Consider the following 20,522-nt stretch of genomic DNA (forward strand, 5'->3'; position numbering starts at 1 on the left):
CTGCATTAATATCATCATCAATTACCTTGGGATCACCATCACTGCATATGGACTCACTCAGTCAAATCGTCTTAGGTGCGAGCGTCCAAGGGGCAGCACTTGGCAAATATCAGGGTCGCAAAGCCTACCTATACGGGGCGATACTGGGTACGCTGCCTGATTTGGATGTACTGATTAGTTACCCCGACCCTATCAGCGACATGACCTACCATCGCAGCTTTAGTCATTCCTTATTTGTCCTGACCGCAGTAGGTATCATAGGCGCGTGGATGCTTAGTCGCTATCACCACTGGCGTGATATGCCGCTACCTTATTCAACGCGGCGCTTAGCACTCGCCATGACGTTGGTTTTGACTACCCATCCTATCTTGGACAGCTTTACCGTATATGGCACACAGTTGTTTTGGCCATTGCAAGATCCTTTGCAGATAACCCCCATCAGTATTGCCTCCGTCTTTATTATTGATCCACTCTATACCCTGCCATTACTTGTAGCGGTGACTGTGGGACTTATTAAAGGGTGCAAACTTGCGGTATTCAAAGCAAGGCTGCTGATCAACTGTCAACGCCTTGCCGTTTGGATGCTGCTGCTCAGTAGTAGCTATTTACTGCTCGGCTTAGGACTAAAGTACCACGCCCAATCCAAAGCTGAGCAAACTTTGGCAGCGGCTGATATCAATACGACGCGCATCAAAACCATGCCTGTCCTACCGACGATACTCATGTGGCGTACCGTTGCCGAAGACAATCAACATAGACTGATTGAATTAAGAGGTAGCATTTTAGATAGCCGCTTGCCTGAATATCGCTACCTGACGCAGTACGACAATGCGCAGACGCTACGCGCAAACCTGCCAGTGCAAAGCCGACCCTATGCCCAGCGTCTTGATTGGTTCTCTGGTAACTGGACAGGGTATCGCGTCCAAATACTACCCGCCACTTCTACTAGCGGTGCAGCCGAACAACTGGTCGTTGATGATTTGCGTATGATGGCAGGTGACACGGCTTTTTTTAGTTTTGTATTGGCGGAGAAAGCCAATCAACATGCGCAATGGCAAGCCATTACACCGATAGACGCATCTGTAATTAAAGTAGACAACGAGCCTACGCCGTCACGTTTTGAGCTGATTCGGCAAGGCTTTAAAAGGGTGTTTGATGAGTCGATAGTAGATGGGGATAGTGGCTGGATTTTAGCTGAATAGAGTGGTCATCGGTAACGCCATATATTGAATGTTCAAAACACTGTCAATGCGCATGTTTATTATAATATTGCAATGCTACGAGAGTCATTGGGTCAGTTTGAGTTTGAGATGCTTTGATAGATAAAATTAAGCTATTTGTATAAAAGTTATACTATTGTTAAATTTAAAATATAAGGAAATAATAGAGTGTATACGGTAATAACTGAAAATGATGAATCTGCTTGGGCTGATGAAACCGGTATCCTTTATCACTTTCCCAAAAGATATTTAAAATATCTGGAGCCAGGCACTAATATTATTTACTACAAGGGATTCCTCAAAAACAAATCTTTCTCGAAAAAAAGACTATCTGATGCTCCTCACTATTTCGCTATTGCTAAAATCGGCAAGACCTATCCAGACAAAGAAAGTATTAAAAATGACTTCTTTGCTACTATTACTGATTTTATACCCTTCAGAGAAGCAGTTTTAGCGAAAGATGATTCGAGTTACCTAGAAACAATTCCTGAGTCGAGAAAATCCAATTATTGGCGCGATGGAGTAAGAGCTATCGACGCAGAAACTTACCATCTTATTATCTCGAAAGTCAGTTCTAATAAAGTTTCAGAGCAAAAGAAGGCTTATATTTCAGATAAAACTATAGAAAACTATCAGGATTCGCTTGAATCTTTAAGTGAAGGCAAGAAATCAAAACGCTATATAACTACATACGAAAGAAACTCTAAATATAGAAAGCAAGCGATTGCCATTCACGGTAACTCTTGTTCTGCTTGTGGATTTAATTTTGGAGATTTTTATGGAGAATATGCTGAAGGATTTATCCATATCCATCATATAGTTCCTGTATCAGAATTTGAAATGCCTAAAAAGATAGATCCAGAAACTGACCTCATTCCCCTTTGTGCAAACTGTCATTCTGTAGTTCACAGAAAAAGAGATGAGACACTATCAATTACTGAATTAAAATACTTGATAGCCAATAGCAGCAAGCCTTAAATTAGTAGACAGTAACCAATACGTTTAACATCCTAAAAAACTCAAAAAGGACACCCATCGTGTCCTTTTTTCACATCACCCCACGTCCATCACACAGACGCAGACACCGCCTTCATATACCAGCTCGCACTAACAAACAGCAGCACCGCCAGCACCGCGCCAAATATTTCTGCCGTAAATAGCATCTGCCCCATCGGCGCGACCGAGTGAGGGAAGATATTAGTAATGCCTGCCACATACACCACAAAAAACTCCACCGCGAGCAATAACAGTATCTTGCCGCGCATCGCATGACCGTCAATCCCTGTAAACAGCTGCCATACGCTGAGCAGTCCAAGGGTCATCAAAAACACATTAAATAATGTCATTACCATGGGTGAATAATCAGGAAACGCCTGCATCCCTACCAAGTTGCTAAATATCACAAAGCACAAATTGATGACCAAGAATGTCAATATGGCAAGTACTGCGATTCGTGCTTTATTCACCGTGCCCTCGTTTTATTTTCATGGTTGATAATGCGCATTATAGCGCTGGTGGGATTATTTTTACCAATACCAATGAGCTTACAGCATCACGCTTTGCCTGCCATTCCTTTTTTAAGATGGCATATTGCAAGGTATCTTCATATTTTGGCGTGCCGTCTGCATTTTTGATAAACGAGATAAATTCCACAAAGTGCCCTTCTTTACGCATACCCAAGCGCTCGCACAGCTTTTGTGAGGCAACATTGTCCACTTCGACATAGGCATAGACGCGTCTGGCATCGTCTTTATCAAACAAATAATCAATGAACGCCTGCGCACTCTCGCTGGCGTAGCCTTTGCCATGAAACTGCTCATTAAAGTTCCAACCGACAGAATAAGTGTCTGGCTCTTCTTTGACATAGAATATCTCGCCAATCACTTTGCCCGTCTCATTCAGACACACGGCAAGATAGTCGCCCTCGTCTTTTTGTCGTTTGGCGATTTTTGCTACGGATGTATCTATTGAGGTGACTTTATCGCCTGCAAAGCAGCTGGGTATGGGGCTGGACAGATACTCGAGCAGGTCGGCAGCATCGTCGGCGATAAAGGGGCGCAGGTTTAGGTGCGGTGTTTGTAAGGTTATCATTATATTGTCTCGTTATTATGGTCTTATTATTTGTCTAGGTCATGCTTTATCAAAGTCAGAAAAGTAACTATAGGGCATCGCTATCTTAGCGTGATATTTTTATTGTCCTATCAGTTTTTATCAAAATACGCACCAAAAAAAAGGACACCTCACGGCGTCCTTTTTTCAAATCAAATACTTGGTTGAATATTACGCTTCAACACCAGCATCTTGACCTTTATATTTTGCGTTTGCATAGTCCCAGTTAACGAGCTTGTCTAGGAACGTGTCAACATAGTCAGGACGACGGTTACGGTAATCTACATAGTACGCGTGTTCCCATACATCACAAGTCAATACCGCGACTTGGTCATGTGCAAGTGGGGTGTCAGCGTTAGCAGTTTTGGCGATTGATAGTTTGCCACCGACTTTGTCAGCGACCAGCCATGCCCAACCTGAACCGAACTGAGTCAATGCTGCATTTTTGAACTCTTCACGGAACTTGTCATAGCTACCGAAATCTTCTTCGATTTTTGCTTTTAGATCGCCAGTAGGTTCGCCGCCGCCGTTCGTTGGCGTCATGCAGTTCCAATAGAACGTGTGGTTCCATACTTGGGCTGCTTGGTTGAACATACCTTGCTTGCTGTCATCTTTAGCAGTGGCTGTGATGATTTCTGGCAATGTTTTGTCTTCTAGACCAGAACCTGGCAACATGTCTTTTAGCTTGTTTACATAAGCAGCATGGTGCTTGTCATGATGATACTCTAGCGTTTCGGCACTGATGTGCGGCTCTAGCGCGTCTTTTGCATATGGTAGATCTGGCAGTGTAATGTTTGACATAATTATTTTATCCTTGCTTATTTGGCCACTCATACTACTGTCTCTCTGAAAACAGGCAAACCTAAAAATAGATACGCCTTATGAATAGAAACACTTAGTATCGAGCTAAATTGGCTGAGTTTATTGTTTGAAGTGAATGTTATCGCTTAATACACGTTATTGCGTAACACAGTATCACGTATTATTATGAATCCAAAATTAACCTAGCTGTTATTCTTAGTCCACGAGTCAAGTCTTTGACTGCATAGACCTTTATTAACTTAATATTCACAAGCTATAAGATATATTTCACTGTAGCTTGGTATCTATTATAGCAACAGCAACCAATAATATCAGTTACCAAATGTTATAGCTCGTACATTCTGCATCGTCATTGGTTATTTATTCAACGACGACCTTTTGCCTCGTCAAACCCTATGGCATCAGTACTAACATCGTTATCGAGGTCGACCTATATAGCATCTATAAAAATACCAAAAGTTAAAGCTCGGCTAATTTATTCATCTTTTTTATATAACGGAACGACCTTATGAGCACTACCGATACTGCACAACTCGCTACCCAATCAACCTCTAATAACCAGTGGATGCTCGCCAGCAACAATAAAGGCAAATTGGCTGAGTTTAAACGGCTATTTGCCGAAGCGAATTTGGACGTGACGATTGTCCCGCAAGGTCAGCTCGATATCGACGATGCGATAGAAGATGGGTTGAGCTTTGTAGAAAATGCCATTATCAAAGCGCGTCATGCGAGCCGTATCAGCGGACTGCCTGCGATTGCTGATGATTCAGGACTCTGTGTACCTATATTAGGTAACGCACCCGGCATCTACTCGGCGCGCTATGCTGGCGAACACGGTAACGATGGCAAAAACAACGCCAAACTCATTGCTGACTTGCAGCCTATTCGTACTGCGCACGCTAACGAGCCTATTAAAGGGTTATTCGTTTGCGTATTGGCGATGGTGCGTCATGCAGATGACCCGCTACCGATTATCGCTCAAGGTTTATGGCATGGCGAAATCTTGGATACGCTGCATGGTGACGGTGGTTTTGGCTATGATCCATTGTTTTGGTTGCCTGAGTTGCAAGCCAGTGCGGCAAGCCTAAGCGCTGCTGATAAAAACAGCATCAGTCATCGTGGTCAGGCGATTCAGCAGTTATTGGCGCAGTTGCCTTTATAGGCTCTCTTGAAAAATAAGTGCGCTTGTAATAGCAAAAAACCTCAGAAACCCTGCCGTCAAAGAGATAATTTTTACTTTAATAAGCAGATAGATTATACTGTTCTACTTTTAAAATTTTGTTGAAATCCGTTATTTGGCTGTATAATTCACCAAAAAGCGTTATTATGCGGTGCATTAACGGTTTATGATTGATATTTGATAGCACTAACAACTTGGGCAAATTTGCCTTTTGGTATCAGCGGCGATTGCTACTGGTGCTGATTTTGAAGTTGTAGCATTATCACTATCCCCTATTTATTCCAACGGCAGCCGTCGTACATGCCCGTAATTTGAGGCACGGTTTGTCTATTACCATTTAACCCTAAGTACTACTCAATCAAACGTACTATTTAATCTTAAAGGTGTAATTAACATGGCTACAGATTTACAAGTCACAACCAACAAGCTATCTAATAAAGAAACTCAGCTAACGGTTAAAGTTCCTGTTGAAAAAATTCAAAACAAAGTTGAAGGCCGTATTCGCCAAGTAGCGAAAACTGCCAAGATTGACGGTTTCCGTAAAGGTAACGTCCCTATGTCACACATCCGCTCTCAGTACGGTGCTGGCATTCAACAAGAAGTTATCAACGATGTGATCCGTGATACGGTTTTTGAAGCGATCAAATCTGAAGACATCCGCGCGGTTGGCATGCCTAACATCGACGACGTAAAACTTGAAGACGATTTCTTGGTGTATCAAGCCACTGTTGAAATCTTCCCAGAAGTTGACGTACAAGGTATCGATGAGATCGAAGTTGAGCGTCACACTGCACAAGTGAGTGAAGAAGACGTTGACACCATGATCGAAAACCTACAAAAGCAACGTGAAGAATTCGTTGAGAAAAAAGGCATGGCGGCGAAAGACAACCAAGTGACTTTTGACTTCGAAGGCTCTATCGACGGCGAAAAATTCGAAGGCGGCTCTGCTGAAGACTTCAAATTGGTTATCGGTAGCAACCAAATGATCCCAGGTTTTGAAGCGGGTATCAAAGGCATGAAAGCTGGCGAAGAAAAAGTCATCGACGTCACTTTCCCAGAAGATTACCAAGCTGAGAACCTAGCTGGTAAAGAAGCTCAGTTCAAAATCAATGTAAAATTGGTTGAAAAATCTAAGTTACCTGAAATCAATGAAGAGTTCCTTGAGCTATTCGGCGTAAAAGAAGGCGGCGTTGAGAAACTAAAAGAAGACGTACGCAAAAACATGGAACGCGAAATCAAAAACGCTGCGCGTAGCCAAGTGAAGCAAGCGACTTTTGACGCATTGCTAGAAAAGAACGAGTTTGATGTACCAAACGCGATGCTAGAGCAAGAAATCGAGCGTCAACGCAACATGATGATGCAACGTTTTTCTCAGCAGTTCGGTGCGAATGCTGATAGCTTCGATAAAGACATGCTGCCAAATGAGCTATTTGAAGAGCAAGCGCTACGTGCTGCCCGTCTTGGCATCATCGTTGCCCGTGTTATCGACACTAAAGGTCTAGAAGTAGATCAAGAGCGTGTTGAAACCTTCATCAAAGAAGCCGCTGAAAACTACGAAGATCCAAGCGAGGTCATCGAGTACTACACCAATGACAAGCAGCAGCGCGCTAACATTGAGTCTGTTGTACTAGAAGACCAAGTAGTAGACTACTTGATCAGCCAAGGTAAAGTCACTGACAAAGAAGTCAGCTACCAAGACTTGCTAGCGGCTCAACAACAACAGCAGCAAGGCATGTAATTTAGACTGAGCGCTGTGTGGTGTTAAACCATAATACTTAAATAGCGCTCTTGTTCTACATCTCAAAAAATACGGCCCCGATCGATGATCGGGGCCGTATTTTTTTACGGAAGCTTGATAACCGCTTTATTTAGCAAATCATTATAGAGTTCACTTTATACAAAAGCAGGAACAAACACTGCACCCAGTCCGAGTACGACGAGCCCGCGCTGTAACCATAAATTATCACCTAGGCGCTGCTGCAGCTGCTGGCTGATCAACGTACCAATGGCATATAGCGCCAGCATCGTCACTAGCATCCCTGCATAAAATCCTAGCTGACCACTCACGCCAGCATTTGCTGGTACTTCCAGCGCATGTGCCAACCCATGAAAGACGGCCAAACCACCAAAACCAAACAATGACAACTGCTGAATACTTGGCGTACGTGCTACCTGCGTCTGTGCAGAGAATGCCTCTTGTCTGCTTTTTTGGCTCATTAAGACCATAGCCAATACAACCACCGATAATGATATAACGACTTCAATTAATCCAGATGATGCAGCAAATCCAACACCGCCCATCAAGACGCCAGCCGTGCCCAATACTGCACCTAACGACAACCCTGCCGTCAATGACATCATACCTAAGCGCTGCTTTTGTAGACCATAAAACAACATGCCCATACCGACTGCCAAAAACAGATGGTCAAGACCCGTCACTGGATGCATCAGTCCTGCTTGCAACGTACCTAAAAACGATGGCGCTTGCATAGTAGCCGAGTGAATATGACCCGAATGTGCCTGCGCCAATGACGGTAGCATTAGCGAGGTCATCATCACAGCCGAACCAGACACAATATGACGAGCTGAGAGTGCTGGTGAAAAGTGAGAGTTTTTTAAAGTTTTTATCATGCGATTTTTCCTTATTATTACTATTCTAATTGTCGATGTGGGCGACTAGCTAAGCCAGCATGCCATGTTCTTTAATAAAGGCGATAATCTCATTTAGACCGTCACCTGTTTTCATATTGCTAAATACAAAAGGTTTGTCGCCACGCATTTTTTTAGCATCGCGTTCCATCACTTCCAGCGAAGCACCAACCATTGGGGCAAGGTCGGTCTTATTGATAATTAATAAATCAGACTTGGTAATACCGGGGCCGCCCTTACGAGGTATCTTATCGCCTGCAGAGACATCAATGACGTATAAGGTCAAATCAGACAGCTCTGGGCTAAATGTCGCGGCTAGGTTATCACCACCTGACTCAATGATAATCAACTCCAACCCTTCAAAAGTCGCTTGTAGCTCAGCAATCGCAGTCAGATTAATAGAGGCATCTTCGCGGATAGCTGTATGCGGACAGCCGCCCGTTTCTACACCGCGGATACGTTCAGCAGGCATGGCATCATTGCGGGTCAAAAACTCTGAGTCTTCTTTGGTATAGATATCATTGGTCACAACGGCCATATTGACCGTATCGCGCAAGTTTTGGCAAAGACGCAAGGTCAAAGCTGTCTTGCCGCTGCCGACTGGCCCACCAATACCAAGGCGTAAGCACGATAAAGCAGAAGACGGTTTCTGGCTATCACTATCAGTTTGTATGTCTAATGCAGCGTGAGAGTTTTTTGATTTGAGCGGAGTTAGAGACATATTAATTTCCTAAAGCAGTTTGTATATTAATAAGTATAAATAGAAATAAAGATAAAATTATGAGCGGAACAACCGACTGTATTGCTCCTCGTGCATACTCGAAAGAATAGCCAAATTGGGCAAGTTATTAGAGATATTAAGTGATTCATAGAGGTCTTGGCATAGCTGTTGGTAGTCTGACTCTTCACTATTACCTACAGTATTGGCCATGTTTGTCGACATAACTAAGGCATCAAAGGCCTGTTGTACATCATCGCTTAGAGCATCAATCTCAGCCCCCAGATCACTTTGTAATTGCCATAAGATACGCTGACCCGCCATTTGCCCTAGCGGCACTGTCTTGACAGCAGCGAGCACCATATTCTCTAATTGAGCAAATCCATAGGTAGTCATCGACTGCGCTAGTGGCAGTTGCCAATGCTGAGCAATATGAGCAAATAGCGGCAAAAATCCATCTTCAGGTATCTCAGAAGGTATACCAAGACTCAATACTTCATTAAGCCAAGATACCATCGCCTGTGCCAACTGCTGCGACTCCAGTACAAACTCTTTACTCTCGAGACCAGCATGATAGTCATGTGCCAGATTTGCCGCTAGCGCTTCATGACCTTGGCTGAGCGCGCACATTATCAGCCCTAATACAGGCAGCTCATAGCCAATCACCGCAAGCGCTAGATAGTCTTGCATAAATGTAAGCGTACTGGCTTCATCAGAGACAACCCCTGACTCAATCGCTGACTCCACACCTTGCGAATAGGTATAGCTACCAATTGGCAAATTGCTCGATGCCAGCATCAGTAGCTGTCCAAGTTGGAGTGAATCAGTAGGCTGGACACTGGTATTAACCATCATTTGAACGACCTACAGGCGCATCATGATGACTATGGCTATGTTGATGTCCGTGGCTGTGGCTTTCATCATGGCTATGACTTTTCTTATGACTATGAGAGTCACTATGCGAGTGTGCATGGGAGTGAGAGTGACTATGCGAATGCTGGCCCGTTTGATAAGCACCCGTCTCAGGCTCAAATGGCACTGAGGTAGATTCAATATGCAAACCAAGGTTTTCTAACATTTGCGCAAGTACATGATCGTTTTCAAAATACAGCGCATAGCCTGCATTACCCTGATCAAAACTGTGGTCAAACATCAATGGCACATGACGGTTGCCCAAGTGATAAGCGCCCTTCATTAGTAGAAAGTCATCTGCAGCAGTCACCTTAGTCACGGCTTGTGGCTTGGCGATGACTTGCATCAGCTCCCCTGATTCATTGATAAGGACATCATCGCCTTTTAATACTCCTGTACGAGGCAAGTCAACACCAACTGCCTCACCTGAAACAGTGATGGCTCTAAAGCGCGAATGCTGACGGGTATCAAAATCCAATAGCAGGTAATCATCGGCTTGATACTGTTCTGCCAATTGTGCTTTTTGGGTATCGCTAAGCGTACTTAAACGGGTATTAAATATTTTCATTATTATTCTCTGGCTGTTGTTGCTCAAACTATTGGTCAATAGTATTGATGGTAAAAGTGTTGGGAATAAAGACACGATCTGGAATAAAGATACGATATCACTCAAGAAACCAACTGACCATTGGCATACATGGTTTATGGCTCACTGTCTGTCCTAGAGATCCTATAAACGTGCATCATAAGCTCTAAAATAAAAAATAACGCTGTGCCATCGGCAGTACATCAGCAGGCTCACAAGTGAGCGTCTTGCCATCAGCACGCACCTCGTAGGTCTCAGGATTGATGTCCATATCTGGGCAATAGCTGTTAAAGCGCATATCGCTTTTACGAATTTTACGGATGCCATGTACTGGCTGAATAACTTTGGTCAACCCAAGCTGCTTATCTACTTGTTTGTCGATCGCCGCTTGCGACATAAAGGTAATGCTAGTTTGGGCAACCGATTTTGGATATGTCGCAAACATAGGACGGTAATGTACAGGCTGAGGAGTAGGAATAGAGGCATTGATATCACCCATCGGTACCGCAGCGATGAGTCCACCTTTGATGATGCATTCAGGTTTTACCCCAAAAAACTTGGGCGACCATAGCACCATATCTGCCCATTTTCCCACTTCGATGGAGCCAACCATATCGCTAATACCATGAGTAACCGCAGGATTGATCGTATATTTTGCGATATAGCGTTTAATGCGGAAGTTATCGTTGTCCGCGCTTTGGTCATAGTCTGTCAGGGTAATGCGCTGCTCGTCATACTCTATTTGCGCTGTTGCATCTGGCGCTAGATGACCACGTTGAACTTTCATTTTGTGCGCGGTTTGCCAAGTGCGGATGACTACTTCACCCACTCGCCCCATCGCTTGTGAGTCACTACTCATCATAGAAATTGCGCCCAAATCATGCAAGATATCTTCTGCGGCGATGGTTTCTTGACGAATACGGCTTTCAGCAAAGGCCAAATCTTCAGCGATAGCAGGGCTCAGGTGATGACAAACCATTAGCATATCGAGATGCTCATCAATGGTATTGACGGTATAAGGGCGAGTTGGGTTGGTTGAGGATGGCAATACGTGAGACTCGCCAATGGCCTTTAGAATATCGGGCGCATGGCCACCACCTGCCCCTTCAGTATGAAAAGTATGGATACAGCGGTTTTTAAATGCACCTAGTGTGCTCTCAAGATAGCCACTTTCATTTAAAGTATCTGTATGAATGGCCACTTGCACATCATAGTCGTCAGCGACGCTCAAACAGTTATCGATGGCTTGCGGCGTTGTACCCCAATCTTCATGTAGCTTTAGCCCCACGGCACCTGCTTCGATTTGTTCAGCAATGGGCTCTGGTACACTTACGTTACCTTTACCCAGTAGTCCAATATTCATAGGAATGCTATCAGTAGACTTTAGCATCGATGCAATATGATACGCCCCTGGTGTACAGGTGGTGGCGAGCGTTCCTTGAGCTGGCCCTGTGCCGCCGCCCAGCATTGTAGTTACCCCTGACATAAGCGCCGTCTCACACTGCTGGGGCGCGATAAAATGGATATGACTATCGACGCCACCTGCTGTGAGGATTTTGCCTTCGCCAGAGATGATTTCGGTAGCGCCGCCAATAGGAATATCAATGGCAGGCTGGATATCAGGATTGCCCGCTTTGCCAATGGCACTGATACGACCGTCTTTGATACCGATATCTGCTTTATAGATGCCTGTATAGTCAACGACCAATGCATTGGTAATAACCGTATCGGCAACTTCCGCACCCAGTAATTGTCCTTGTCCCATGCCATCACGGATGACTTTACCACCGCCAAATTTAACTTCTTCACCTTTTATCTCGGTGTTCTGACTAATACCTTCATCACTTTGGGGCATCTGCGTTTGATCCCTATCTGTGTGACTGGTTAAATCTGCCTCAACTTGTAGCCAAAGCTCAGTATCAGCGAGACGCACTTTATCGCCGGTAGTCGGGCCAAAATGCTCAGCATAAATACGACGGCTTACTCGCTTTTGCGAAGTAGCGGTTACCTTTTTATCAGTGGTGCTCTCTGATATTTTGTCTGAATGAACTTCGCCCATGACGCGACCCGCGAAGCCGTACACTTCCTGCTTGCCAGCATAAGCCACCAATTCTACTTCTCGCGACTGCCCCGGCTCAAAACGGACTGCTGTCCCAGAGATAATATTTAGGCGAAAACCACGGGTCGGCTCTCTGTCAAAACTCAAAGCATCATTGACCTCATAGAAATGATAATGCGAGCCGATTTGGATCGGTCTATCACCAGTATTGCTGACGCTGATGGTCTGTACCTTTCGTCCTTGGTTTAAGATAATATCGCCATCTTGGATATGGTATTCGCCTGCTTGCATGGTAGTCGCCCTATTTTGGAGTAATCATTTCGGTGATAGACAGAACTATACGATGGGATTGTGTACCGTGACCAGTTTGGTGCCATCAGGGAATGTCGCCTCAATTTGCACTTCATCGACCATCTCTGCCACACCTTCCATAACATCATCAGCAGACAGATAGGTAGCCCCTTCACTCATCAATTCAGCAACTCGCTTACCATCTCTAGCGCCTTCCATCAGCAGCATACTGATATAGGCGATGGCTTCAGGATAATTGAGCTTAACACCGCGATTTTTGCGGCGCTCAGCGACCATACCCGCTGTAAATAGCATGAGTTTGTCTTTTTCTGTTGGGGTCAGATGCATGGAAAATCCTTATTTTATTTATTATAAAAGTTATAGCAGACCAGCAGGTTATGTCGCTTAGTTATTAAAAACCGTAAACTTAGGTATCCCAAATACGCGGACGACAAGGCTCAAGCTGCCACCAATGATGTCGCAAGACTTCTCTCAGCTGATAAAACGCTTCAAAACAGCCGCGCACATCTGAACCAATATAGCGGATATTGACTGCCTGACCGTTATGAGTGCAGTAGACAGGCAATTGTGCCTGAGCAATGGCTTGACGTAAGGCCAAGATGGTACTGTCTAAATAACGAGTTAATGCCTGTTTGGTCGTGGCGAATGCCGTCTCAGTTGATTGCGTGGTTTGAGATGCAGACAATGCGCGATTATCATGTACGTCGCTCAAACTTGGCACGGCCCAAAACGATCCATAGATATGCTGGTTCGCTAATCCTAAATTTGAGGTAAACCAGCGACTTTGTGCTGCCTGTGCCACTCGCTCAGCAACGATAACCTTACCATTTCGGTAGATATTTAATCCAGTATGATAACGCCCTTGCAAAAACTGCTCGTCGTAAGCTTGCCGCCCAAATACGCTGATCTCCCATGTCAGCAAGCTAGAGGAATCAGCTAAATCAAAGCGGCTCATTGCATGCATATTGGCTTCATTATAGATAATACTTTCTTGCGGTAGCCATTCTAAACGGGTATGTGCCCCGAGTTTGGCTTGTAGATGTTGGCTTGCATAGGCAGCCATCTCGTCTTGGCTCATACTTTGGTGCGTGTCGTTGTCGCCCAACCGAGCTTTATATTTTTGGCTGACACTATCTTTACCATACCACTTGCCAGCCCCAGGTGTGGTGATAACAGCATGGCTGCCACTGTCTAAATGCAACTCTATCGTCAGCGTATCACCGCCTGCGATACCTGCTGGCGGATATAACATCAATATATGACAAATACCTTGCTGTACACGTGGCTCAGGATATAGGGCACGCTGTACCATAAGCGCGCCTGTGTGCTTACGATGAGATAGCCGCGTCTTAGCGGTAGCAGCCGTACTTTTGGCAGTATCTGTGCGCTTAACAGTGTCAAAACTCAATGTTAAAGAAGAAGCCCAACTCATTTTATATACTCATTTGCTCATTTTGCTCATTAGATACGATCTGATAATCTAGTTCCTGACCAAAAAGTCAGCTAATCTCACTGTCCATACAATCATTATGCCAACTTGTAGGTGCATGCTATTGCACAAAGTAAGCTTATACATCCAACATAATGATTTTACTTTAGTTTTGACTGTATATTTTTTCTTACTAACACGACAAAGCTGGTTTAGCTATTTTTTAATCAGCCTTTTACCTCTGATAGCTCTTAGATACATATCGATTTGCACCAAAATATGGCATTTTTCAATAATATGCACCATTTTTTAGCATTTAAACTTGGACAATCATTACAATAGTTTACGCTGCCCTTTCTACTTATCAGAATAATTATGAGTAAAATGCGCTTAGGGATTATTTTGATAACCTATCATTTGCATAATTGAGTAGTAAGATAGGTAGATTGCAAGGCGGTTAATCAGGTATTCTATGTTAAAAAGTATGGTGAGACACTGCTCTATGATATCCATATCAGGATAAGCTTCAGTAGCATGCACCTGATTTGCGGATATTTGGGTCAGTATCTATCTTTTGTATTCTTTTAGATTTGTAAAAAGCCCAAACAGATAGGATGCTCACTTTTTCACCTATTTTATGCACAAACGGGTTTTATAGGCTTGAATAGTGAGCGTAGCCCCCCTATAAACTACCCATTAGCTCAAAACCTACTAGACAATAAAATTACTCAAGCTATTTTTACTTTATACCTTTATCGATAGGACTCTTCTATGACAGATTATGAACGCATCACTGCTAACCCACATTTTGATATGCTGATGAGTGCGCACAAAGAAGTACAAACCACACAAGCGGCATTAGTACCAATGGTTGTTGAGCAGTCTTCACGCGGTGAACGCTCGTTTGATATTTTTTCACGCTTATTGCGTGAGCGCGTTATCTTTTTGACAGGTCAAGTCGAAGACCATATGGCCAATCTAATCGTCGCGCAGCTGCTATTTTTAGAAGCTGAAAACCCAGATAAAGACATTCATTTGTATATCAATTCACCAGGCGGCTCAGTAAGCGCAGGTTTGGCGATCTTTGATACCATGAACTTCATCAAGCCAGAAGTATCAACCATCTGTATGGGCGGTGCTTATAGCATGGGCTCATTCTTATTGGCCGCTGGTCAAAAGGGCAAACGCTACTCACTCGCCAATGCTCGCGTGATGATTCACCAGCCATCCGGCGGCGCGCAAGGTCAAGCGACAGATATCGAGATCAATGCCCGTGAGATTCTAAAAACTCGCGCACGCTTGAACCAGATTTTGTCTGAGCGTACTGGTCAGCCACTCGAAAAAATTGAAAAAGACGTCGAGCGCGATTTTTGGTTAGATGCACAAGAAGCCAAAGAATACGGTTTGGTTGACGAAGTATTAGAACGTCGTCCTGATTCTTTATAATCAAAGCATAAGCGCTATGCCTCTCAATTGAGAGTGTCATCATAAGAATATTTATAGTCTATTTGCAGTACAGCAAAACACTTTATTTATCGTAGCTGACTTATCGAATAATAAAAGAGATAAGCATTTAACCGATAAAGTGATTGATATGCCGCAAATGGACTAACCAGTTTTAAACTTTAGGAGCGCCTTTTATGGCAGAAGATAATACCCCGCATTGCTCATTTTGCGGTAAAGCCAAAAGCGATGTCCAGCAGCTGATTGCCGCTGACGATGCCAACATCTGTAACGAATGTATCGAGTTATGTACTGATCTAATCGCAGATAGCGCAGAATATAGCGATGATGACAGCGAAATAGATACCTCTTGGGTCAATAAGAAGCTACCAACCCCAAAAGAGCTACGTGCCAAGCTTGATGAGTATGTAATCGGTCAGGACGCTGCCAAAAAAGCCTTGTCCGTTGCCGTCTATAATCATTACAAACGTTTAAAAGTTAGCCAAACACTCGCAAATGACAGCAAAAAAGCCAAAATTGGCGCTGATGATGCCATGGTAGAATTGGCAAAAAGTAATATCTTACTGATCGGTCCGACTGGTTCTGGTAAGACATTGCTAGCGCAAACCTTGGCTCGTTTGCTTGATGTGCCGTTTGCAATGGCCGATGCTACCACCTTAACCGAAGCAGGTTATGTGGGTGAAGACGTCGAGAACATCGTACAAAAGCTATTACAAGCGTCTGACTACGATGTGGCCAAAGCTGAGCAAGGTATCATCTATATTGATGAGATCGACAAAATCAGTAAAAAAGGTGATAACCCATCGATCACCCGTGATGTATCGGGCGAAGGTGTACAGCAAGCATTACTAAAGCTGATCGAAGGTACGGTTGCTGCCATCCCGCCGCACGGTGGTCGTAAGCATCCACAGCAAGAGCTGATCCAAGTTGATACCAGCAACATCCTAATTATCGTCGGCGGCGCGTTTGCTGGACTGGATAAAGTCATTCAGCAACGTACAGAAAAAGGCGGTATCGGTTTTAACGCTGATGTTAGCTCAAAAGACGACAGCCGTCGTAGCTCAGACTTGCTACAAGAAGTTGAGCCAGAAGATTTGATCAAATTTGGTTTGATTCCTGAGCTGATCGGTCGTCTACCTGTACTTGCTGCGCTAAAAGAGCTTGATGAAGAAGCCTTAGTCCAAATCCTGACCGAACCTAAGAACGCACTGGTCAAACAGTACAAGTATTTGTTCGATATGGAAGGTGCTGAGATTAGCTTTACGCAAGAAGCACTTGATGCCATTGCCAAAAAAGCCATGGAGCGTAAAACTGGCGCGCGCGGTCTACGTTCTATCGTAGAAAACGCCTTGCTTGAGACCATGTACGAGCTGCCTTCTATGGAAAATGCCAAGACCGTTATGGTTGATGCAGAAGTCATCAACGAAGGTAAAATCCCTAAAATTGCTTAATGCATAATGAGACTTAGATGACTCATTATTAGTAATGAGTTATTCGAAAAAGCGTCTGGCTTTATAAGCCATGGCGCTTTTTTTATGTCTATGGATTGCCTAAATTATTTATCAAAAATTCGATTAATTTTTATATTTCAATAACACTTAACAGCATAGAGCTCTAGAAATAATTGACGCTCCTTATCACAAAATGACAGTAGCGTTTATCAATCGCAAGTAGACCTCATGATTAATCATGCTAATGTAGATAGTCTATTGCGACCTTTATTCTACTGCTGTATGCCACCGTCTATGGCACCAATGAATACCCACTCTTAATAATACAAAGGATTGTTTATTATGCTTAACAATATAACCACGATGGCGTCCTCATTACGTCAGCACCTGCCCTTTTATACACCCAGCGAACAAGATAATGATATTGCGCCTTATTACCAAAATCATGTCGCCGCTATTACTGGTGCAGGTTCTGGTATGGGACGCGAGCTTGCGCTTCATTTGGCAAAAATGGGTTGTCATGTGGCGCTGTCTGATATTAATGCAGAGCAACTGGCACGAACCAAAGAGATGCTGGTTGGTTATGACATTCAAGCAACAACAACCGTGCTCGATGTCTCAGACAATGACGCTATGCAAGCATGGGCGGATAGCGTGATGAGCGATCATGGTAAAGTCAATTTCATCTTTAACAATGCAGGCGTGGCGTTCTCATCGACGATAGAGGGCGCTAGTATTGAAGAGCTTGAATGGGTAATGGATATCAATTTTTGGGGCGTGGTTTATGGCACCAAAGCGTTTTTGCCGTTGATCAAAAATAGCGTCAAACAAAGCGAAGTGACGAGTGATAATCAACACGATCAACCCCGCCAGTTTACAGAACATGGTCATGTTATCAATATCTCCAGCCTGTTTGGTTTGACCGCTCAGCCTTCTTACTCTGCTTATAATGCCAGTAAGTTTGCGGTACGCGGCTTCACAGAGAGCTTGCGTCAAGAGCTTAACATTCAGAAATGCGGTGTATCAGCGACCTGTATCCATCCAGGTGGCATCAAAACCAATATTGCCAATAGCGCACGTGGCAATGATAGTACCAGTACAGTAGGTATGCCTACTGGTGACAAAGCCATTAGAAGCTTCAATAAACTGTTGAAATTCGATGCCAGCGAAGCGGCTTGGATTATTCTACATGCCGCTGCGACCAATCAGCAGCGTTGCTTAATTGGGAATGATGCCAAAATGGTTGATGCCATTCAGCGGGTATTCCCATCACATTATAGTGAGGTGATAAACGACATTACTCAGTTATCGCGCAAACTAAAACCACGTCGTCATAAAAGATCAAAGTCAGCTACATAACTGATCATTATTATAGATATTTTGTAGTATCAGCCAGAACAGATAATTCATGTAAAAAAGCCCAGCTATGAGCGTAGCTGAGCTTTTTTAACAAACAGTATTTATAAGGCCGTTAATAGTTCTTTTAAAATTGAAATCGAGCTATTAAGGCAGCTTCATATCACCAGCAACTAGCCAGCCCATGCGGCGCATGATGTAAGCAACTAAACCTGCAATCACTGCAGGCAATACAAACATCAGAAGAATAATCGCTATCCATAATTGAGTCGTACTCATGATTTTTTGTGATGCTTCAATGACACCGAACACACCAACCAAACCAGCGGTTCCCATACCAGCCCCTGTCGCTGTACACGCCAAACCAAACCCGACAGTCGCGATAGGGCCAACGATCGCGCTCGCAATAACGGCAGGTAGTAGAACTAATGGCTTTTTCAGCACATTAGGGATTTGCAGCATGCTGGTTCCCAAACCCTGAGAAATGACACCACTAACGCCATTGTCTTTGAAACTTGCGACGGCAAAACCAATCATATGCGCCGCACAGCCAACAACTGCGGCACCGCCCGCCAAACCACCAAGGCCAATGGCAATACAAATAGCGGCGCTTGATGTCGGTAGCGTCAATAAGATACCAACGACGACTGCAATCACGATACCCATCAGCAATGGCTGTAGCTCAGTCGCCGCGTGAATCCCTTGCCCAATTGCATTAACTGCCGCAACGACAGGCGGATTAAGTAGCGCACAGACCAATAGCGCGATACCACACACTGCTAAGGGCACTAATAAAATATCGAGCTTAGTCTTGCCTGCGATCCACGTACCAGCGCGATAAGCGAATACAGACGTCAGATAAGCACCAATTGGATTGCCTGGCAGTGCTACAAAGGTCGCAGGGCCACCCACTTGCGGCGTAAATAACGTCCCTGCCATCAATGCTTCAGAATGCGCACCCAGCATACCTGCTACGAGGCAGCTAAGCATCACGAGTGTTGGCGCTTTTAAATAATAAGCGATACCCACCCCGATGCCAGCACCCATCAATATTGAAGCAAGCTTACCGACCGCGACCAATGCTGGCAAATCTAACCAGCCACCGATTTGCGAGATAATCAAGCCAGCAATTAGTGTGACAAATAGCCCTAAAGCCATACCCGTAAAGGCATCGATAAAGTATTTTTGAAAGAATGCTTTGATAACGCCTGCTTGCGGTGTTACTGAGTTAGATACGGTCATAACCATACTCTTAATGGATGTTTTGATAGGATAAAACAGCTAGAAAGCATTTGATAAAATCAAGAGATAAAAAAAGCGTCATGACGACGCTTTCTTTCTTATTTATACATACAGCTACTCAAGACGATTGAATCTAAATCTAGCGACGCTGTTCAACGATAATAGAGTCAATACCGTTGTTCTGTAAGCGCTGCTGTGCTGTTGTCACTGCCTGACGGTTATTTAACGGACGCGAGATTACCTGATAGATCGGTAGGCCATTGCCTGTCGTGTTTTTGACTACTCTGGCATCAACACCCGCCATCAGCACTTGCGCTCGGCGACGATCTGCTTCATCTGCATCACTAAAGCTATTGATCTGCAAAATATAGGTCGCAGCAGGTTTGGCAGCTTGAATACTTGCCGTTCCTGCTCCTGCTCCTGCATTGTTACTGCGGTTTGTAGAACTACTTGTGTTAGCCGGTGGCGTGCCATCATAGGTTGCGTCCTCTTCAACAACAACGATATCGTCGCCCGCAGCGGTATTACTACCGCCACTGGCCTCGCCTGTAGGATTTTCCGCATCACCAAAGCTACCAGCATTATCTATACCATTAGCTGCCGTACCATCCGGCTGGGTCACGACGACATCCGGCTCGAACGCGCCAATATCTCCTATCTGATCGTTATCAATCTCAGCGATATCTTCATCAGGAATGGTTGCCATCTCTTGATTGGGCAAAATATCGTAGAATTCATAATCGCCATTATCGGTATCAGTATCCACGCGCGGCTGCACCTGCCGATCAGGATCGTTCTCGGCGCTACCATCAGCGGGACTAAAGTTAAATAATGGTGAAAGGTAGATAAATACCCCGATCATAAGGGTCAATACAGCCCCAACAAACATCCACAATAAGCCCGATACGCTACTTGATTTGCGCTTTTCTGTTGCGCCTTTCGGTTTTTTGGCTAGCATGGATCTCGTTCTCCCTACTCAATTTAACGGTCATCATCGAATTAATGCTATTGGC

At 44.3% G+C, this 20,522-nt stretch carries 19 protein-coding genes; 7 read left to right on the top strand and 12 right to left on the bottom strand.

Annotation, left to right across the window (positions count from 1 at the left end):
• Positions 1-47 precede the first annotated feature (47 nt).
• Together QO189_RS12615 and QO189_RS12620 are read left to right on the top strand one after the other, a co-directional pair.
• Positions 48-1,202 (top strand): metal-dependent hydrolase, encoded by a 1,155-nt coding sequence (locus QO189_RS12615; RefSeq protein WP_371532985.1) that lies wholly within the window; start codon positions 48-50, stop codon positions 1,200-1,202.
• A gap of 186 nt (positions 1,203-1,388) precedes the next feature.
• A complete protein-coding gene (locus QO189_RS12620; protein WP_371532986.1) occupies positions 1,389-2,198 on the top strand; it encodes an HNH endonuclease in 810 nt (269 codons plus the stop codon).
• Positions 2,199-2,287: 89 nt separating this feature from the next.
• On the opposite strand, the gene QO189_RS12625 is transcribed toward QO189_RS12620, so the two are convergent.
• From QO189_RS12625 to QO189_RS12635, 3 genes are all read right to left on the bottom strand, one after another.
• The gene (locus QO189_RS12625) at positions 2,288-2,686 is read right to left on the bottom strand and encodes a hypothetical protein (protein WP_371532987.1); all 399 of its coding nucleotides are present in this window, start codon (positions 2,684-2,686) and stop codon (positions 2,288-2,290) included.
• 37 nt (positions 2,687-2,723) lie between these two features.
• Positions 2,724-3,311: a GNAT family N-acetyltransferase gene (locus tag QO189_RS12630; RefSeq protein WP_371532988.1), complete on the bottom strand. Its 588-nt coding sequence runs from the start codon at positions 3,309-3,311 to the stop codon at positions 2,724-2,726.
• 189 nt (positions 3,312-3,500) lie between these two features.
• On the bottom strand, positions 3,501-4,130 hold the full coding sequence (locus tag QO189_RS12635) for a superoxide dismutase (RefSeq protein ID WP_371532989.1): 630 nt from the start codon (positions 4,128-4,130) through the stop codon (positions 3,501-3,503).
• A gap of 529 nt (positions 4,131-4,659) precedes the next feature.
• On the opposite strand from QO189_RS12635, the gene rdgB reads away from it, so the two are divergent.
• The gene (gene rdgB / locus QO189_RS12640; protein WP_371532990.1) at positions 4,660-5,313 is read left to right on the top strand and encodes an RdgB/HAM1 family non-canonical purine NTP pyrophosphatase; all 654 of its coding nucleotides are present in this window, start codon (positions 4,660-4,662) and stop codon (positions 5,311-5,313) included.
• Between the two features lie 412 nt (positions 5,314-5,725).
• Entirely contained in the window at positions 5,726-7,069 is a 1,344-nt protein-coding gene (tig, locus tag QO189_RS12645; RefSeq protein WP_371532991.1) for a trigger factor, read from the top strand.
• Positions 7,070-7,224: 155 nt separating this feature from the next.
• Here the strand turns inward: tig and QO189_RS12650 are convergent, their stop codons facing one another.
• The 7 genes from QO189_RS12650 to QO189_RS12680 all read right to left on the bottom strand — a co-directional run bounded on the left by QO189_RS12650 (position 7,225) and on the right by QO189_RS12680 (position 13,999).
• A complete protein-coding gene (locus QO189_RS12650) occupies positions 7,225-7,962 on the bottom strand; it encodes a HupE/UreJ family protein (RefSeq protein ID WP_371532992.1) in 738 nt (245 codons plus the stop codon).
• A gap of 49 nt (positions 7,963-8,011) precedes the next feature.
• Positions 8,012-8,701, bottom strand: coding sequence for an urease accessory protein UreG (ureG, locus tag QO189_RS12655; protein WP_371532993.1), 690 nt, complete (start codon positions 8,699-8,701; stop codon positions 8,012-8,014).
• Between the two features lie 57 nt (positions 8,702-8,758).
• A complete protein-coding gene (locus QO189_RS12660; protein WP_371532994.1) occupies positions 8,759-9,553 on the bottom strand; it encodes an urease accessory protein UreF in 795 nt (264 codons plus the stop codon).
• Positions 9,543-10,178 (bottom strand): urease accessory protein UreE, encoded by a 636-nt coding sequence (gene ureE, locus QO189_RS12665; protein WP_371532995.1) that lies wholly within the window; start codon positions 10,176-10,178, stop codon positions 9,543-9,545. Before ureE ends, QO189_RS12660 begins: the two co-directional genes overlap by 11 nt.
• A 184-nt stretch (positions 10,179-10,362) precedes the next feature.
• Complete coding sequence (ureC, locus tag QO189_RS12670) at positions 10,363-12,546, bottom strand: urease subunit alpha (protein WP_371532996.1); 2,184 nt, start codon at positions 12,544-12,546, stop codon at positions 10,363-10,365.
• Positions 12,547-12,591: 45 nt separating this feature from the next.
• Complete coding sequence (gene ureA, locus QO189_RS12675; protein ID WP_057761815.1) at positions 12,592-12,894, bottom strand: urease subunit gamma; 303 nt, start codon at positions 12,892-12,894, stop codon at positions 12,592-12,594.
• Positions 12,895-12,973: 79 nt separating this feature from the next.
• Positions 12,974-13,999, bottom strand: a complete 1,026-nt coding sequence (locus QO189_RS12680) for an urease accessory protein UreD (RefSeq protein ID WP_371532997.1) — start codon at positions 13,997-13,999, stop codon at positions 12,974-12,976.
• An 816-nt stretch (positions 14,000-14,815) separates the two neighbouring features.
• Here QO189_RS12680 and clpP point away from each other — a divergent pair.
• The 3 genes from clpP to QO189_RS12695 all read left to right on the top strand — a co-directional run bounded on the left by clpP (position 14,816) and on the right by QO189_RS12695 (position 18,270).
• Positions 14,816-15,442 (top strand): ATP-dependent Clp endopeptidase proteolytic subunit ClpP, encoded by a 627-nt coding sequence (gene clpP / locus QO189_RS12685; RefSeq protein ID WP_269117322.1) that lies wholly within the window; start codon positions 14,816-14,818, stop codon positions 15,440-15,442.
• Between the two features lie 194 nt (positions 15,443-15,636).
• Entirely contained in the window at positions 15,637-16,911 is a 1,275-nt protein-coding gene (gene clpX, locus QO189_RS12690; RefSeq protein WP_238039034.1) for an ATP-dependent protease ATP-binding subunit ClpX, read from the top strand.
• A 342-nt stretch (positions 16,912-17,253) separates the two neighbouring features.
• Positions 17,254-18,270 (top strand): SDR family NAD(P)-dependent oxidoreductase, encoded by a 1,017-nt coding sequence (locus QO189_RS12695; RefSeq protein ID WP_371532998.1) that lies wholly within the window; start codon positions 17,254-17,256, stop codon positions 18,268-18,270.
• Positions 18,271-18,414: 144 nt separating this feature from the next.
• On the opposite strand, the gene QO189_RS12700 is transcribed toward QO189_RS12695, so the two are convergent.
• On the bottom strand, positions 18,415-19,509 hold the full coding sequence (locus QO189_RS12700) for a PTS transporter subunit IIC (RefSeq protein ID WP_371532999.1): 1,095 nt from the start codon (positions 19,507-19,509) through the stop codon (positions 18,415-18,417).
• 139 nt (positions 19,510-19,648) lie between these two features.
• Positions 19,649-20,467 carry an SPOR domain-containing protein gene (locus QO189_RS12705; protein WP_371533000.1) on the bottom strand — a complete coding sequence of 273 codons (819 nt, stop codon included), beginning with the start codon at positions 20,465-20,467 and terminating at the stop codon, positions 19,649-19,651.
• Positions 20,468-20,522: the final 55 nt, after the last annotated feature.

This window comes from Psychrobacter sp. Arc29 (genome assembly GCF_041431175.1).
Lineage (GTDB): Bacteria > Pseudomonadota > Gammaproteobacteria > Pseudomonadales > Moraxellaceae > Psychrobacter.

Excerpts from the sequence above, each read along its gene's own strand:
- QO189_RS12615 (WP_371532985.1), top strand. The coding sequence starts at position 48 with ATGGACTCACTCAGTCAAATCGTCTTAGGTGCGAGCGTCCAAGGGGCA.
- QO189_RS12630 (WP_371532988.1), bottom strand. The coding sequence starts at position 3,311 with ATGATAACCTTACAAACACCGCACCTAAACCTGCGCCCCTTTATCGCC.
- QO189_RS12635 (WP_371532989.1), bottom strand. The coding sequence starts at position 4,130 with ATGTCAAACATTACACTGCCAGATCTACCATATGCAAAAGACGCGCTA.
- rdgB (WP_371532990.1), top strand. The coding sequence starts at position 4,660 with ATGAGCACTACCGATACTGCACAACTCGCTACCCAATCAACCTCTAAT.
- tig (WP_371532991.1), top strand. The coding sequence starts at position 5,726 with ATGGCTACAGATTTACAAGTCACAACCAACAAGCTATCTAATAAAGAA.
- QO189_RS12650 (WP_371532992.1), bottom strand. The coding sequence starts at position 7,962 with ATGATAAAAACTTTAAAAAACTCTCACTTTTCACCAGCACTCTCAGCT.
- ureG (WP_371532993.1), bottom strand. The coding sequence starts at position 8,701 with ATGTCTCTAACTCCGCTCAAATCAAAAAACTCTCACGCTGCATTAGAC.
- QO189_RS12660 (WP_371532994.1), bottom strand. The coding sequence starts at position 9,553 with ATGATGGTTAATACCAGTGTCCAGCCTACTGATTCACTCCAACTTGGA.
- ureE (WP_371532995.1), bottom strand. The coding sequence starts at position 10,178 with ATGAAAATATTTAATACCCGTTTAAGTACGCTTAGCGATACCCAAAAA.
- ureC (WP_371532996.1), bottom strand. The coding sequence starts at position 12,546 with ATGCAAGCAGGCGAATACCATATCCAAGATGGCGATATTATCTTAAAC.
- ureA (WP_057761815.1), bottom strand. The coding sequence starts at position 12,894 with ATGCATCTGACCCCAACAGAAAAAGACAAACTCATGCTATTTACAGCG.
- QO189_RS12680 (WP_371532997.1), bottom strand. The coding sequence starts at position 13,999 with ATGAGTTGGGCTTCTTCTTTAACATTGAGTTTTGACACTGTTAAGCGC.
- clpP (WP_269117322.1), top strand. The coding sequence starts at position 14,816 with ATGAGTGCGCACAAAGAAGTACAAACCACACAAGCGGCATTAGTACCA.
- clpX (WP_238039034.1), top strand. The coding sequence starts at position 15,637 with ATGGCAGAAGATAATACCCCGCATTGCTCATTTTGCGGTAAAGCCAAA.
- QO189_RS12695 (WP_371532998.1), top strand. The coding sequence starts at position 17,254 with ATGCTTAACAATATAACCACGATGGCGTCCTCATTACGTCAGCACCTG.
- QO189_RS12700 (WP_371532999.1), bottom strand. The coding sequence starts at position 19,509 with ATGACCGTATCTAACTCAGTAACACCGCAAGCAGGCGTTATCAAAGCA.
- QO189_RS12705 (WP_371533000.1), bottom strand. The coding sequence starts at position 20,467 with ATGCTAGCCAAAAAACCGAAAGGCGCAACAGAAAAGCGCAAATCAAGT.